The organism is Pseudomonas sp. M47T1 (assembly GCF_000263855.1).
GTDB lineage: Bacteria > Pseudomonadota > Gammaproteobacteria > Pseudomonadales > Pseudomonadaceae > Aquipseudomonas.
The window spans coordinates 79,027-92,825 of sequence record NZ_AJWX01000019.1; the positions used below are offsets into that span (position 1 = coordinate 79,027).

General features: G+C 60.9%; 14 protein-coding genes and 1 pseudogene. 12 read left to right on the plus strand and 3 right to left on the minus strand.

The features are described 5' to 3' along the window. Positions 1-179: 179 nt before the first annotated feature. Positions 180-1,843, minus strand: a pseudogene (locus PMM47T1_RS19380) (electron transfer flavoprotein-ubiquinone oxidoreductase). Positions 1,844-2,199: 356 nt separating this feature from the next. Further along, a complete protein-coding gene (locus tag PMM47T1_RS29910) occupies positions 2,200-2,376 on the minus strand; it encodes a hypothetical protein (RefSeq protein WP_157213051.1) in 177 nt (58 codons plus the stop codon). Between PMM47T1_RS29910 and PMM47T1_RS19385 the strand changes: the two genes are divergently transcribed. The 9 genes from PMM47T1_RS19385 (at position 2,375) to PMM47T1_RS19420 (ending at position 9,417) form a co-directional block, all read left to right on the plus strand. After that, entirely contained in the window at positions 2,375-3,124 is a 750-nt protein-coding gene (locus PMM47T1_RS19385; RefSeq protein WP_008372049.1) for an electron transfer flavoprotein subunit beta/FixA family protein, read from the plus strand. The two genes, PMM47T1_RS29910 and PMM47T1_RS19385, sit on opposite strands and share 2 nt — an antisense overlap. Then, positions 3,125-4,054 (plus strand): electron transfer flavoprotein subunit alpha/FixB family protein, encoded by a 930-nt coding sequence (locus tag PMM47T1_RS19390; protein ID WP_008372052.1) that lies wholly within the window; start codon positions 3,125-3,127, stop codon positions 4,052-4,054. A gap of 88 nt (positions 4,055-4,142) precedes the next feature. Further along, positions 4,143-4,961, plus strand: a complete 819-nt coding sequence (locus PMM47T1_RS19395; RefSeq protein ID WP_008372054.1) for a substrate-binding periplasmic protein — start codon at positions 4,143-4,145, stop codon at positions 4,959-4,961. 9 nt (positions 4,962-4,970) lie between these two features. Then, positions 4,971-5,324, plus strand: a complete 354-nt coding sequence (locus tag PMM47T1_RS19400; RefSeq protein WP_008372056.1) for a DUF4398 domain-containing protein — start codon at positions 4,971-4,973, stop codon at positions 5,322-5,324. After that, positions 5,321-6,136: an OmpA family protein gene (locus tag PMM47T1_RS19405; RefSeq protein ID WP_043301269.1), complete on the plus strand. Its 816-nt coding sequence runs from the start codon at positions 5,321-5,323 to the stop codon at positions 6,134-6,136. The genes PMM47T1_RS19400 and PMM47T1_RS19405 overlap by 4 nt, the downstream gene beginning before the upstream one ends. Positions 6,137-6,329: 193 nt before the next feature. Further along, positions 6,330-7,775, plus strand: a complete 1,446-nt coding sequence (locus PMM47T1_RS19410; protein ID WP_008372059.1) for an aminotransferase-like domain-containing protein — start codon at positions 6,330-6,332, stop codon at positions 7,773-7,775. A gap of 297 nt (positions 7,776-8,072) precedes the next feature. Beyond that, positions 8,073-8,384: a translation initiation factor 2 gene (locus PMM47T1_RS30400; protein ID WP_238536635.1), complete on the plus strand. Its 312-nt coding sequence runs from the start codon at positions 8,073-8,075 to the stop codon at positions 8,382-8,384. Between the two features lie 121 nt (positions 8,385-8,505). Then, positions 8,506-8,763, plus strand: coding sequence for a YkgJ family cysteine cluster protein (locus PMM47T1_RS29185; protein ID WP_081492682.1), 258 nt, complete (start codon positions 8,506-8,508; stop codon positions 8,761-8,763). A gap of 48 nt (positions 8,764-8,811) precedes the next feature. Further along, positions 8,812-9,417 (plus strand): START domain-containing protein, encoded by a 606-nt coding sequence (locus PMM47T1_RS19420; protein ID WP_008372067.1) that lies wholly within the window; start codon positions 8,812-8,814, stop codon positions 9,415-9,417. 206 nt (positions 9,418-9,623) lie between these two features. Here the strand turns inward: PMM47T1_RS19420 and gltA are convergent, their stop codons facing one another. After that, positions 9,624-10,913, minus strand: a complete 1,290-nt coding sequence (gene gltA, locus PMM47T1_RS19425) for a citrate synthase (RefSeq protein ID WP_008372069.1) — start codon at positions 10,911-10,913, stop codon at positions 9,624-9,626. 363 nt (positions 10,914-11,276) lie between these two features. Here gltA and sdhC point away from each other — a divergent pair, with 363 nt between their 5' ends. The 3 genes from sdhC to sdhA are packed head-to-tail and all read left to right on the plus strand — an operon-like array spanning position 11,277 to position 13,789. Continuing rightward, positions 11,277-11,651, plus strand: coding sequence for a succinate dehydrogenase, cytochrome b556 subunit (gene sdhC / locus PMM47T1_RS19430; RefSeq protein WP_008372071.1), 375 nt, complete (start codon positions 11,277-11,279; stop codon positions 11,649-11,651). Further along, positions 11,645-12,013, plus strand: a complete 369-nt coding sequence (sdhD, locus tag PMM47T1_RS19435; protein WP_008372073.1) for a succinate dehydrogenase, hydrophobic membrane anchor protein — start codon at positions 11,645-11,647, stop codon at positions 12,011-12,013. The genes sdhC and sdhD overlap by 7 nt, the downstream gene beginning before the upstream one ends. Positions 12,014-12,016: 3 nt before the next feature. Next, positions 12,017-13,789, plus strand: a complete 1,773-nt coding sequence (sdhA, locus tag PMM47T1_RS19440) for a succinate dehydrogenase flavoprotein subunit (protein ID WP_008372074.1) — start codon at positions 12,017-12,019, stop codon at positions 13,787-13,789. The last annotated feature ends 10 nt before the right edge of the window (positions 13,790-13,799 follow it).

The window sequence follows — 13,799 nt, forward strand, 5'->3', positions numbered from 1 at the left end:
CGTGATGCGCTCACTGACCTGATGCTTTTCTATCGGCCCAGATGCGGCGAACTCCAGTGTTTTCGGGTATCGGAAGCGTTGCGGCGATGTATGGCGCTTGATAACAATGCTGTCACAACGCCATGTTTGTGTCGTTATAGCCGCTGGGGTCGGATGGCCGCCCCCAGCGCTACAGAAGGTTACATGTTCGGGTAGGTCGGGCCGCCCGAGCCTTCAGGGGTTACCCAGGTGATGTTTTGCGACGGGTCCTTGATGTCACAGGTCTTGCAGTGCACGCAGTTCTGGGCGTTGATCTGGAAGCGTTTCTCGCCGTCTTCCTTGGTGATGACTTCATACACGCCGGCCGGGCAGTAGCGTTGCGCCGGTTCATCGTAAAGCGGCAGGTTGGTGCCAATCGGGATGCTCGGGTCAGTCAGCTTCAGGTGGCAGGGTTGTTCCTCTTCGTGGTTGGTGCTGGAGAGGAATACCGAACTCAGTTTGTCGAAGCTCAACTTGCCGTCGGGCTTGGGGTAGTCGATCTTCTTCGAGTCCTTGGCCAGCTTGAGGCAGGCGTAGTCCGGCTTGGTGTCGTGCAGGGTGAAGGGCAGCTTGCCGCCGAAGATGTTCTGGTCGATGTAGTTGAACGCACCGCCCAGCACCGCGCCCCACTTGTGGATGGCTGGACCGAAGTTGCGGCTGGCGAACAGCTCGTCATACAGCCAGCTGGCCTTGAACGCATCGACGTAGCCAGTGAGCAGGTCACCGCCCTCGGCGCCTGCGAACAGTTTGTCCGCCACGGCATCGGCGGCCAGCATGCCGGATTTCATGGCGGTGTGGCTGCCCTTGATCTTGGCGAAGTTCAGGGTGCCCAGGTCGCAGCCGATCAGCGCGCCACCGTTGAAGACCATCTTCGGCAGCGAGTTCAGGCCACCCTTGCAAATGGCGCGGGCGCCGTAGCTGATGCGCTTGCCGCCTTCCAGGTACTGGCTGATGACTGGGTGATGCTTGAGGCGCTGGAACTCATCGAACGGCGACAGGTAGGTGTTGCTGTACGACAGGTCGACGATCAGGCCCACCACCACCTGGTTGTTTTCCAGGTGGTACAGGAACGAGCCGCCGGTGTTCTCGGTGCCCATGATGTCCATCGGCCAGCCGGCGGTGTGCACCACCAGGCCTTGCTCGTGCTTGGCCGGGTCGACTTCCCAGATTTCCTTCAGGCCAATGCCGTAGTGCTGGGCGTCGGCGTCGTTGTCCAGGTTGAAACGCTTGATCAGTTGCTTGCCGATATGGCCACGGCAGCCTTCGGCGAACAGGGTGTACTTGCCGCGCAGCTCCATGCCGGGGGTGTACATGCCTTCCTTTGGGTGGCCTTCACGGTCCACGCCCATGTCGCCGGTGAGGATCCCGCGCACGGCGCCGTTTTCGTCGATCAGGGCTTCCTGGGCGGCGAAACCGGGGTATACCTCGACGCCCAGGTTCTCGGCCTGCTGGGCCAGCCAGCGGCACAGGTTGCCCAGGGAAATGATGTAGTTGCCTTCGTTGTGCATGGTCTTGGGCACGAAGGCGCCGGGGACCTTGCTGGCGGCCTCGGCATTTTTCAGCACGTAGATGTCGTCGCGCTTGACGGGGGTGTTCAGCGGCGCGCCAAGCTCTTTCCAGTTCGGGAAGAGTTCGTTCAACGCGCGAGGTTCGAACACCGCGCCGGAGAGAATGTGGGCGCCCACTTCCGAGCCTTTCTCCACCACGCAGACGCTGATTTCCTTGCCAGCCTCGGCGGCTTTCTGCTTCAGGCGGCAGGCGGCGGACAGGCCAGCGGGGCCGGCCCGACGATGACCACGTCGAATTCCATGTATTCGCGTTCCACAGGTTCTCTCCTACTCAAGGCTCACAGTTTCTTCTATTGGCGTTGCGCTTGTGGGCGCCGGGCGCTGTGTAGCGCGCTCGGGGATGCACTACAGCGCAATCTCTTTGGCCGCGCATTATATCTACACCAGTGGCAGGGTCCAATACAAACGTTTGTTTGAATTTGCCCAAGGCCAGTAAAATCGCAGGGGGGGCGGGTACATGACCGGGCGGTTCCGGTTATTGACCGGTCCGGGCGTAGCGGTCAAGATACGGGCGGTTTCGCATTTGCCGCAGGTTGTCCTTCGGCTACAAGAGCATCTCTAAAAGCCAGGCCAGAGCCGCGCAGGCAAGCCTTTGCCCCTGATGTAGTGGAGTTTACACGTCGCCACCACCGATGACTCCCCCGGTTTTGCCGGTAAGTCGTTGAAATCCGGGGTCAAAGCTGAATAAAGCGCGCTCGCCGTCGTTTTTAAAGGTGCCCTTGTGCCCACTGAGCATCGCCTGGCCTGCCTGGGCGACATTCTTTTCACCGGAGAGTAACGAGGAATCCATGAAGGTTCTTGTAGCTGTCAAACGAGTGGTCGACTATAACGTCAAGGTCCGTGTCAAAGCGGACAACTCCGGCGTCGATCTCGCCAACGTCAAGATGTCCATGAACCCTTTCTGCGAAATTGCCGTGGAAGAGGCCGTGCGCTTGAAGGAAAAGGGCGTTGCCACTGAAATCGTCGTGGTCACCATCGGCCCGAGCACTGCCCAGGAACAACTGCGCACTGCCCTGGCACTGGGCGCCGACCGCGCCATTCTGGTGGAAGCCGCCGACGAACTGAACTCCCTGGCCGTGGCCAAGCTGCTCAAGGCCGTTGTCGACAAGGAACAGCCACAGCTGGTGATCCTGGGCAAGCAGGCCATCGACAGCGACAACAACCAGACCGGCCAGATGCTGGCAGCGCTGACCGGTTTCGGGCAGGGCACCTTCGCGTCCAAAGTGGACGTGGCGGGCGACAAGGTCAGCGTCACCCGTGAAATCGACGGCGGCCTGCAAACTGTTTCGCTGAACCTGCCGGCCATCGTCACCACCGACCTGCGTCTGAACGAGCCTCGTTATGCATCGCTGCCTAACATCATGAAGGCCAAGAAGAAGCCGCTGGAAACCGTTACCCCTGATGCCCTGGGTGTAAGCGTTGCTTCCACCAACAAGACCGTCAAGGTTGAAGCCCCTGCTGCCCGCAGCGCCGGCATCAAGGTCAAGTCGGTTGCAGAACTGGTCGAGAAACTGAAAAACGAAGCGAAGGTAATCTAAATGACTATCCTGGTTATCGCTGAACACGAGAAGGGTGCTGTAGCCCCGGCTACCCTGAACACCGTCGCAGCTGCCGCGAAAATCGGTGGTGATGTGCACGTGCTGGTTGCCGGCCAAGGCGTTGGCGCCGTGGCTGAAGCGGCCGCCAAGATTGCTGGCGTGGCGAAAGTGCTGGTTGCCGACAATGCTGCCTACGCGCACTTCCTGCCGGAAAACGTCGCGCCGCTGGTTGTAGAGTTGGCCTCGGCTTACAGCCATGTTCTGGCACCTGCCACTTCCAACGGCAAGAACGTGCTGCCGCGCGTGGCTGCCCAGCTGGACGTTGACCAGATCTCCGAGATCATCTCGGTGGAATCGGCTGACACCTTCAAGCGTCCGATCTACGCCGGTAACGCCATCGCCACTGTGCAATCGAGCGCTGCCATCAAGGTCATCACCGTACGCGCCACCGGCTTCGACGCTGTTGCCGCCGAAGGTGGCTCGGCTGCCATCGAAGCCGTGGGCGCTGCCCATGACGCTGGCAAGTCGTCCTTTGTCGGCGAAGAGCTGGCGAAGTCCGACCGCCCAGAACTCACCGCTGCCAAGATCGTCGTTTCCGGCGGCCGCGGCATGCAGAACGGTGACAACTTCAAGCACCTGTACGCCCTGGCCGACAAGCTGGGCGCAGCCGTGGGTGCCTCGCGCGCCGCGGTAGACGCAGGTTTCGTGCCCAACGACATGCAGGTCGGCCAGACCGGCAAGATCGTTGCGCCACAGCTGTACATCGCCGTCGGTATCTCCGGCGCGATCCAGCATCTGGCCGGCATGAAAGACTCCAAAGTGATCGTTGCGATCAACAAGGACGAAGAAGCGCCGATCTTCCAGGTGGCTGACTACGGCCTGGTGGCTGACCTGTTCGAAGCAGTGCCCGAGTTGGAAAAGCTGGTCTGATCCAGCGGCTTCACTTATAAAAGAGCCCGGCCATTAGGCCGGGCTTTTTTTTGTGTCAGTTTTTTTGTAGCGGCTGCAAGGATTAAGTATGAAGCGACCCTTTCTGGTGGGCGCCTGCACATTGGCTTTGTTACTGCCCTCGCTGGCCAGCGCCGCCGGCAAATGCGAGCGTCTGATCGCCACCGGTAGCCCGGACGCCCAACCGTTTTCCTGGCGCGACCCGGATGACCCGCAACACCTGATCGGCGCCAACGTCGATCAGCTCAAGCGTATCGGCGACGAGTTGGGTATCAAGGTCGAGGTGCTGTACAGCGGTCAGCGTACGCAAGCCCTGGAAGAGGTGAGCACTGGGCGCATGGACCTGCTGGTGGACGCGCCCATGTCATTCGATGAGCTGGAAGCGCTGGACTATATCCACCCGCGCATGGCACTCAACGATTACCTGGTGTGGACGCGCAACGGCTCCTCCATGGTGTATCACACCGTGGGCGACCTGCATGGGCATGCAGGCGCTGTATCCGCCCGCGCGCGGCTCGGCGCCTCGTTCAAGCGCTTCGCTGACGAGAATCTGAGCCTTGTGCCCGCCGCGTCGCTGACCGCCGCCTTTCAGCAATTGATGCTGGGCAAGGTCGAATACGTGGTGGCCGGGCGTTATGCCGGGCAGGCCGTATCCCAGAGCCTTGGGCTGGGCGATGATGTGACGGCCCACGAGACGCCGCTGGACCGCCCGGGCTTGTACTTGGCGCTCTCGCACAACTCGGCGTGCAATGATCCGTGGCTGCGCGGACAGTTGGCAAAAAAGATGACAGAATTGCCGGCTTCCGGCCAAGCCGAGGCGGTATTGCAGCGCAATGTCGAACGTTGGAAAGCGCGCTTGCAGCAACCGCTCAGTGCCCCAGAACAGTAGGGAACCCGTGTGAGAATTCAAGTTTCAATGGCCGTGGCGGCACTGCTGGCCCTGGCGGGCTGCGCCAGTGACCCGGCCCCCACCGAACAGCTGCGCCTGACCGAACAGGCCGTGGACCAGGCGCGCGCCGTGGGTGCAACCGACGAAGTAGCTGAAATGAAGATGGCCAGCGACAAGCTCGCCAGTGCGCAGGCGGCCAACGGTTTGCAGTCCTATCGCCAGGCCCGGCTGCTGGCCGAGCAGTCCGAACTGGACGCACGCCTGGCCGAGGCGCGGGTGTTGACCGAAAAGAGCCAGGAGCAACTGACCCAGGTCAATATTCGAATCGTGCGTCTGCACAAGCAGTTGGGGGAGGCGCAATGAGTCGGTCTACACGTTTGGGCGCCAGCCTGATTGCCCTGGGCTGCGCCGGGCTGTTGGGCTGTGCCGGCCACCAGGCACCGGCGGTTAGCCTGCAACAGGCTAACGCCAGCTTTCAGAAGGTCAAGGATGATGCCGACGTGCTGCGCAGCGCGCCGCGTGATGTCATCCGTGCGGGCGAGTCGCTGTCGCGCGCCGAGCGCCTGGCCAGCTACTGGGGCACCAGCGATGATGTGGCCCAGTACGCCTACCTGAGCCAGCGCTACAGCGAAATCGCCCGCGAGCACACGCAATTGGCGTTGAACAAGGAAAGGCTGGCCAAGCAGGACCTGGAGCGCCAGCGCCTGCAGTTGGCCCTGCGTGAGTCCAAGCTCAACAGCGTGCAGCAGCAAGGCAAGGCGCTGGAGGAACAGTTTGTCAGCATGGCCACCACCGAGACCGATCGTGGCCTGGTGCTGACCCTGGGTGACGTGCTGTTCGACAGTGGCGAGGCAGAGCTCAAACCGTCGGCCAACCGCATGATCCTCAAACTGGTGCAGTTTCTGCAACTGAACCCCAAGCGCGTTGTGCGCATCGAGGGTTACACCGACAACACCGGCGACGGCGATTTCAACGTGGAACTGTCCAAGGACCGCGCGCAGACCGTGGCCGACACCCTGGTTGACCTGGGTATCGACGAGAAACGCATCCAGGTGCAGGGTTACGGCGATCAGTATCCGGTGGAAGCCAACGCCTCGGAGCGGGGCAGGGCGATGAACCGTCGGGTGGAAATCGTCTTCTCCGATGAAAAAGGCGTGCTTGGCGCCGCCCGCTGACATTTCGCCGCCACGCTGCCCTGGCCCTGTGCCTTGCTGAACATCTTCAGTGAACATAAGGGCCAGCGCAGCGTGGCGGCAGCGGCTGCATCTTGCGGCACAATCCCCTCGCATTCGCGCAACTGTCCCCGTACACTTTTCAACTGTTCCGGTACTGACAATAAAACCGCCTGATCAGTCGAGAAGCTCCACCATGACCAGTCTTCTGCTCTACCAGCGCATCGCCCAGCAACTGGCTGACGATATTCGCCGTGGCGTCTATCAGCCGGGGGAGCGGGTGCCGTCGGTGCGCAAGATGAGCTCGCAGCTCAATGTCAGCCATGCCACGGTGCTGCAGGCCTATGCCAATCTCGAGGATCAGGGGCTGATCCGTGCACGGCCGCAGTCGGGCTACTACGTGCACCAGACCCCCGCCCTGACCGCGCCTACGCCGGATATCGCCCGGGTGGAGCGCCCTGGGTTGGTGACGCGCGCCAGCATCATCCAGCAGGTGCTGGTGGAGTCGCGACGCGAAGGCGTGTTTCCCCTGGGCGCAGCGGTGCCCCATGTGGATTACCTGCCCGTGCGCGCCCTGCATCAGCAGATCGCCAAGGTTACCCGTTTCCATAGCCCGCGGGCGTTCAGCTACATGTTCAGCCCGGGCTTCGAGCCATTGCGTCGGCAGGTGGCTATCCGCATGCGCGATGCCGGCGTGGTGGTGGACCCCTCCGAGGTGGTGATTACCCACGGCTGTGTGGACGCGCTGCAAATGTCGTTGCGCGTGCTGACCCGCCCTGGCGACCTGATCGCCGCCGAGTCGCCTACCTATTATGGCTTGTTGCAACTGGCAGACCTGCTGGGCCTGAAGGTCATCGAGATTCCCAGTGACCCGTCCACGGGCATCAGCCTGGAGGCGTTGCAATTGGCAGCCAACCAATGGTCCATCAAGGCCCTGGTGCTGACGCCGCGCTTGAGCAACCCGTTGGGCGGCACCATGCCCGAGGAGCGCATGAAGCAGTTGCTGCGCCTGGCTTCAGACTTCGATATCCAGATTGTCGAGGACGATATCTACGGCGAGCTGATGTTCGACCAAGGCAAGACCAAGGCGCTCAAGGCCTATGACCGATTGGGGCATGTGGTGTACTGCTCCAGTTTTTCCAAGACCCTGTCGCCGGGCGTGCGCGTGGGCTGGATGATTGCCGGCAAATACCAGGCGGAAATTCAGCGCCTGCAGACGTTCACCACCCATTCGGCGTGCAGTGTCACCCAAATGGGCATCGCCAGTTACTTGGAAAATGGCGGCTACGACCGGCATTTGCGCTACATCCGTCACGAATATCGCAAGAACCTCAGCGCCTATCAGTTGGCGGTGCAGCAGTTCTTTCCCGAGGGTACGCAGATCACCCGGCCGCTGGGTGGGTTTATCCTGTGGGTGAGCTTGCCGGGCCGGGTCAATACCCAGGAATTGCACGTGCGGGCCCTTGAGCAGGGTATCAGCATCGCGCCGGGGCTGATCTTCAGTAATACCGAGCAGTTCAACCACTGCATTCGCCTGAACTGCGGCATTCCGTGGAACAAGGAGGCGGAGCGGGCGCTGATGACCCTGGGCCTGCTGGCCGGGCAGCTCTGCCAGGAAGTGGCCAGCGGCCAGTTTTACTAAGGATTTACCTTTTGTAACCTGTGCGGGGCTTGCCAGCGAGCCCTCTAGCGGGGAGCATATAGGCTTGTGCTGCCATTTCTGCCTGTGTCTATGAATGCCTTGCGTTGTATCGGACTGCTGGTGCTGTGCCTGGGATCCGGGCCGGCTTTTTCGCAACCGTTGCCGTTGACTGCTACACCGCTGCTGGTTGCTCAGGCGGACAGTGCAGCCGTGCCTGCGAAAAAGTCCGTCAAGGCGGCGCCGCCTGCTAAAAAAGCGCCGGCGGCCCCGAAAAAGCCCCCAGCCAAGGTCGCGCCGGTGAAAAAGCCGGTAGCCAGCAAGACCAAGAGCCGCAAGGATGCCGACGCCATTGCGGCCGATCTGCCCAAGCAGAAGATCGACCTTACCCTGCCCAAGTCCATGGTCAACACCCTGGAGCCGCAGAAGAAGATCGATGCGGCGGCGCCCGCCAGGGATAAATCCCTGTTGCCGTCCTATTTCGATGAAAAGAAATCGGAAGACTTCCAGCTTAACGGTCGTCTGCTCAGCAATGAGCTGCAATTGCAGCGACGCAACGACAATAGCCGCGAAGTCGAGGGTGCGGCCCTGGATTTCGAGTTCAAGCAGTAATCGGGCAGGCGGTTGGCAGTATCGGCCTGTCTAATTTACCTTTCGGGCAATTTCAAACGCCTGTTTAAGCGGTTACTATCGTTGTTCATTCAACTCATCGCTCCACGTGAGGCCTGTTGTCATGATGTGCCGTGAAGGCTGTGGCGCTTGCTGCATCGCCCCCTCCATTTCTTCCCCTATCCCTGGCATGCCCAACGGCAAGCCGGCGGGCGAGCGTTGTGTGCAGCTGAGTGCCGATAATCTCTGCCAGATTTTCGGTCGCCCGGAGCGCCCCGCCGTCTGTGGGGGGTTCTCCGCTGACCCGGAGGTGTGCGGGGAAACCTCTGCGCAAGCGATACAGTTGTTGGGTTGGTGGGAACAGATGACATCTGTAGCCTGATCAGGGTGATGAGTTCGGTGTGCCTCTTGGACAATAAGGAAAATAGCTATGGGTTCGCTGCATCGTTTGGCTGTTGTATGTGGTTTGACGGCGCTGGTCGCCACCGCGGTGCATGCCGAGGATTGGCAAACAGCGAAGGATGAAGACGGCATCAAAGTGTCGCTGAGTGCGGTGCCGGGTTCCGATTACAAGGCTTACCGCGGTGTTACCACCATCAAGGCACCCCTGGCCAAGGTCAAGGCGCTGCAGGAGGATGCGGCAGGCGCCTGTGCCTGGATTCACGAGTGCAAGTCGCAGAAATTGCTGAAGACCGAAGGCGACAAGAGCTGGACCTATACCCAGTTCAACACCCCCTGGCCCGTCACCCCGCGTGATTCGGTGCTGGAAGTGACCAGCGTGCAGGCCGCCGATGGCACCCTGACGCGGAACCTGAAGGAGGTGCCTGCCTACCTGCCGGAAGAGAAGGGTTTCGTGCGCGTGGCCCAGGTGGATGGCTTCTGGAAGCTGGTGCCCAAGGGCGCCGACAGCACCGAAGTGACCTACCAGGTGCACACTGAACCGGGCGGCAGCGTGCCGTCGTTCGTGGCCAACAAGTTCGTGGTGGATGCGCCGTTCAACACACTCAAGGCCCTGCGCGCGAAGGCTGAGCAGTAGGCTGGCGGCAACGGGGGGAGCTGCCGCAGGCTGCGAAGTCCCGCACGGCGGGCCCGCGATTGGCATAACGCCGCCGAGGGTCCTGCGGACCTTTCCGCAGCCTGGCGCCAGCTGCTTCCAGGTCTCTGCAGCAGCGGCGCAAGCCGCGTCCAATCACGCATAAAAAAGGCTGCCCCGAGGGCAGCCTTTTTTGCAGCTGGGAAACCTTACTTGCGGTCTTCCAGTTTGCTCACGTCGCGCGAATCGTAGCCGGTGTACAGTTGGCGCGGGCGGCCGATCTTGTACGGGCTGGAGAGCATTTCCTTCCAGTGCGAGATCCAGCCTACTGTGCGAGCCAGGGCGAAGATCACGGTGAACATGCTGGTTGGAATGCCGATCGCCTTGAGGATGATCCCCGAGTAGAAGTCGACGTTCGGGTACAGCGAGCGCTCGATGAAGTACGGATCGGTCAGTGCGATCTCTTCCAGGCGCATGGCCAGTTCCAGTTGCGGGTCGTTCTTGATGCCCAGCTCTTTGAGAACTTCGTCGCAGGTCTGCTTCATCACGGTGGCACGCGGGTCGCGGTTTTTATACACGCGGTGACCGAAGCCCATGAGTTTGAACGGGTCGTTCTTGTCCTTGGCCTTGGCGATGAACGTGTCGATGTTGGATACATCGCCGATTTCATCGAGCATGGTCAGTACCGCTTCGTTCGCACCGCCGTGGGCAGGGCCCCACAGTGCGGCGATGCCGGCGGCGATACAGGCGAACGGGTTGGCACCCGAGGAGCCTGCCAGGCGCACGGTGGACGTCGAGGCGTTCTGTTCGTGGTCGGCGTGCAGGATGAAGATGCGGTCCATGGCCTTGGCCAGGATTGGACTGATCGGTTTGATCTCGCACGGGGTGTTGAACATCATGTGCAGGAAGTTTTCCGCGTACGACAGGTCGTTGCGCGGGTACATCATGGGTTGGCCCATGGAGTACTTGTACACCATGGCGGCCAGGGTAGGCATCTTGGCAACCAGGCGCACGGCGGAAATCTCGCGGTGCTGCGGGTTATTGATGTCCAGGGAGTCGTGGTAGAACGCCGACAGCGCACCCACCACGCCGCACATCACGGCCATCGGGTGAGCATCGCGACGGAAGCCGTTGAAGAACGTCTTCAACTGCTCGTGAACCATGGTGTGGTTCTTCACGTTGCTGACGAACTGGGCCTTCTGCTCGGCTGTCGGCAGTTCGCCGTTGAGCAGCAGGTAGCAGGTTTCCAGGTAGTCGGATTTCTCGGCCAGTTGCTCGATCGGATAGCCGCGATGCAGCAGGATGCCGTTGTCACCATCAATGTAGGTGATCTTCGACTCGCACGAGGCGGTCGACATGAAACCAGGGTCAAAGGTGAAGCGGCCCGTGGAAGTCAGGCTCCTGACGTCGATAACATCGGGACCAACGGTGCCGGTTAAAATCGGCAGCTCGACGGGGGCTGCGCCCTCGATGATCAACTGCGCTTTTTTGTCAGCCATGTGGCCTCCTATTAATGCTTGAAATCATCAGACAGACCCCCCACGCAGGGCCCGCACCACTATAGTGAGATAAATCCGAATGTCAATTTGCTTAAAGTCAGGCTGTACAAGGCTTTTAGCGCAGTTTTTCCTCGCTGTTCCCTGCCATTTACGCCTTTTTTTCCGAGAGCGCAATCAGCTCTTCGGGGTAGGCCGGCGCGTTGTCATTAGTATCCTAACTGTCTATACTCGGCAGCCGACCGTCAGGGGCTTTTCAGCCCGTTTCCGCTGACGTCGTCACTCCCTGGGTGGTGGGTACCTGACCAGTACACTTCCCGACAACTTGCCCTGCTTGCTAGGGGCTCTTCAGTGTGAAAAAAAGCCGTGAATAGCCAACGACCTGTAAACCTAGACCTAAGGACCATCAAACTCCCCATAACCGGCGTAACGTCGTTCCTTCACCGCGTATCGGGCATCATCCTGTTCCTGGGTATCGGCTTCATGCTTTATGCATTGGGCAAATCCCTGGGTTCCGAGGAAGGTTTCGCCTCCGTGAAGGACACCTTGACCAGCCCTCTGGCCAAGTTCGTTGCATGGGGTCTTTTGTCCTCCCTGCTGTATCACCTGGTGGCCGGTGTGCGCCATCTGATCATGGATGCGGGTATCGGTGAAACGCTGGAAGGCGGTCGCCGGGGCTCCAAAATCATCATCGCCGTTTCCGTGGTGCTGATCGTTCTGGCAGGAGTTTGGATATGGTAACCAGCGTTACGAATCTTTCGCGTTCGGGCCTCTACGACTGGATGGCACAACGTGTGTCGGCGGTTGTTCTCGCGGCTTATTTCATTTTCCTGATCGGATACCTCGTCGCGCACCCGGGCATTGGCTACGACCAATGGCATGCGCTGTTCTCCCACAACGCCATGCGCATCTTCAGCCTTCTGGCGCTGGTGGCCCTCAGTGCTCACGCCTGGGTTGGCATGTGGACGATCGCGACCGACTACCTGACGCCGATGGCGCTGGGCAAGGCCGCTACAGCAGTGCGTTTCCTGTTCCAGGCAGTATGCGGCGTAGCAATGTTCGCCTACTTCGTCTGGGGTGTGCAGATTCTTTGGGGTATCTGATTCATGGCTAGCATCAATTCAATGACTTTCGACGCCATCATCATCGGTGGCGGCGGCGCGGGCATGCGTGCCGCACTGCAACTGGCACAGGGCGGTCACAAGACTGCCGTGGTCACCAAGGTGTTCCCGACTCGTTCGCACACTGTATCGGCCCAGGGTGGCATCACCTGCGCCATCGCCTCCGCCGACCCGAACGATGACTGGCGCTGGCACATGTACGATACCGTCAAGGGTTCCGACTACATCGGTGACCAGGACGCTATCGAATACATGTGTTCCGTGGGCCCTGAAGCGGTCTTCGAGCTGGAACACATGGGCCTGCCGTTCTCCCGTACCGAACAGGGCCGCATCTACCAGCGTCCGTTCGGTGGCCAGTCCAAGGACTTCGGCAAGGGTGGCCAGGCTGCCCGTACCTGCGCTGCGGCCGACCGTACCGGTCACGCGCTGCTGCACACCCTGTACCAGGCCAACCTGAAGGCCGGTACCGTATTCCTGAACGAATACTACGCCGTTGACCTGGTGAAGAACTCCGACGGCCAGTTCGTCGGCGTGATCGCCATCTGCATCGAAACCGGCGAAACCTCGTACATCCGCGCTGACGCGACCGTACTGGCCACTGGCGGTGCCGGCCGTATCTACTCGTCCACCACCAACGCCCTGATCAATACCGGCGACGGCGTGGGCATGGCCCTGCGTGCCGGCGTGCCGGTGCAGGACATCGAGATGTGGCAGTTCCACCCGACCGGCATCGCCGGCGCCGGTGTACTGGTTACCGAAGGCTGCCGTGGTGAAGGTGGCTACCTGATCAACAAGCACGGCGAGCGTTTCATGGAGCGTTATGCGCCGAACGCGAAGGACCTGGCCGGTCGCGACGTGGTTGCCCGTTCGATGGTTAAAGAGATCATCGCCGGCAACGGTTGCGGCCCGGACGGCGACCACGTGATGCTCAAGCTCGACCACCTGGGCGAGGAAGTGCTGCACAGCCGCCTGCCAGGCATCTGCGAGCTGTCCAAGACCTTCGCCCACGTGGACCCTGTGGTCGCGCCGGTGCCGGTTGTTCCAACCTGCCACTACATGATGGGCGGCATTGCCACCAACATTCATGGCCAGGCCATTACCCAGAACGCCGAAGGCGTGGACACCATCATCCCTGGCCTGTTCGCAGTGGGTGAAGTGGCGTGCGTATCGGTTCACGGTGCCAACCGCCTGGGCGGCAACTCGCTGCTCGACCTGGTGGTATTCGGTCGCGCCGCCGGTCTGCACCTGGAGCAGGCGCTGAGCGAAGGCGTTGAATACAGCCGTGCCAGCGACACCGATATCGAAGTGGCTCTGGCGCGCCTGAACGGCCTGAACAGCCGTACCACTGGCGAAGACGTGGCTACCCTGCGCAAAGAGCTGCAGCAATGCATGCAGAACTACTTCGGCGTGTTCCGCACCGGCGAATACATGCAGAAAGGCATCGCCCAGCTGGCGAACCTGCGCGAGCGTATCGCCAACGTCAAGATCAACGACAAGAGCCAGGGCTTCAACACGGCTCGCATCGAAGCGCTTGAACTGCAGAACCTGCTGGAAGTGGCCGAAGCCACTGCGATCGCCGCCGAGCATCGCAAAGAGTCCCGCGGCGCCCACGCCCGTGAAGACTTCGAAGACCGCGACGACGAAAACTGGCTGTGCCACACCCTGTACTTCCCGGGTGAGAAACGCGTCGCCAAGCGCGCTGTGAACTTCTCGCCGAAAACCGTTCCGACTTTCGAACCTAAAGTCCGGACTTACTAAGGGTGGCCGC

Bases quoted from the DNA above. Each gene is read 5' to 3' on its own strand.
- PMM47T1_RS19385 (WP_008372049.1), top strand. From the start codon at position 2,375: ATGAAGGTTCTTGTAGCTGTCAAACGAGTGGTCGACTATAACGTCAAG.
- PMM47T1_RS29910 (WP_157213051.1), bottom strand. From the start codon at position 2,376: ATGGATTCCTCGTTACTCTCCGGTGAAAAGAATGTCGCCCAGGCAGGC.
- PMM47T1_RS19390 (WP_008372052.1), top strand. From the start codon at position 3,125: ATGACTATCCTGGTTATCGCTGAACACGAGAAGGGTGCTGTAGCCCCG.
- PMM47T1_RS19395 (WP_008372054.1), top strand. From the start codon at position 4,143: ATGAAGCGACCCTTTCTGGTGGGCGCCTGCACATTGGCTTTGTTACTG.
- PMM47T1_RS19405 (WP_043301269.1), top strand. From the start codon at position 5,321: ATGAGTCGGTCTACACGTTTGGGCGCCAGCCTGATTGCCCTGGGCTGC.
- PMM47T1_RS19410 (WP_008372059.1), top strand. From the start codon at position 6,330: ATGACCAGTCTTCTGCTCTACCAGCGCATCGCCCAGCAACTGGCTGAC.
- PMM47T1_RS29185 (WP_081492682.1), top strand. From the start codon at position 8,506: ATGATGTGCCGTGAAGGCTGTGGCGCTTGCTGCATCGCCCCCTCCATT.
- PMM47T1_RS19420 (WP_008372067.1), top strand. From the start codon at position 8,812: ATGGGTTCGCTGCATCGTTTGGCTGTTGTATGTGGTTTGACGGCGCTG.
- gltA (WP_008372069.1), bottom strand. From the start codon at position 10,913: ATGGCTGACAAAAAAGCGCAGTTGATCATCGAGGGCGCAGCCCCCGTC.
- sdhD (WP_008372073.1), top strand. From the start codon at position 11,645: ATGGTAACCAGCGTTACGAATCTTTCGCGTTCGGGCCTCTACGACTGG.
- sdhA (WP_008372074.1), top strand. From the start codon at position 12,017: ATGGCTAGCATCAATTCAATGACTTTCGACGCCATCATCATCGGTGGC.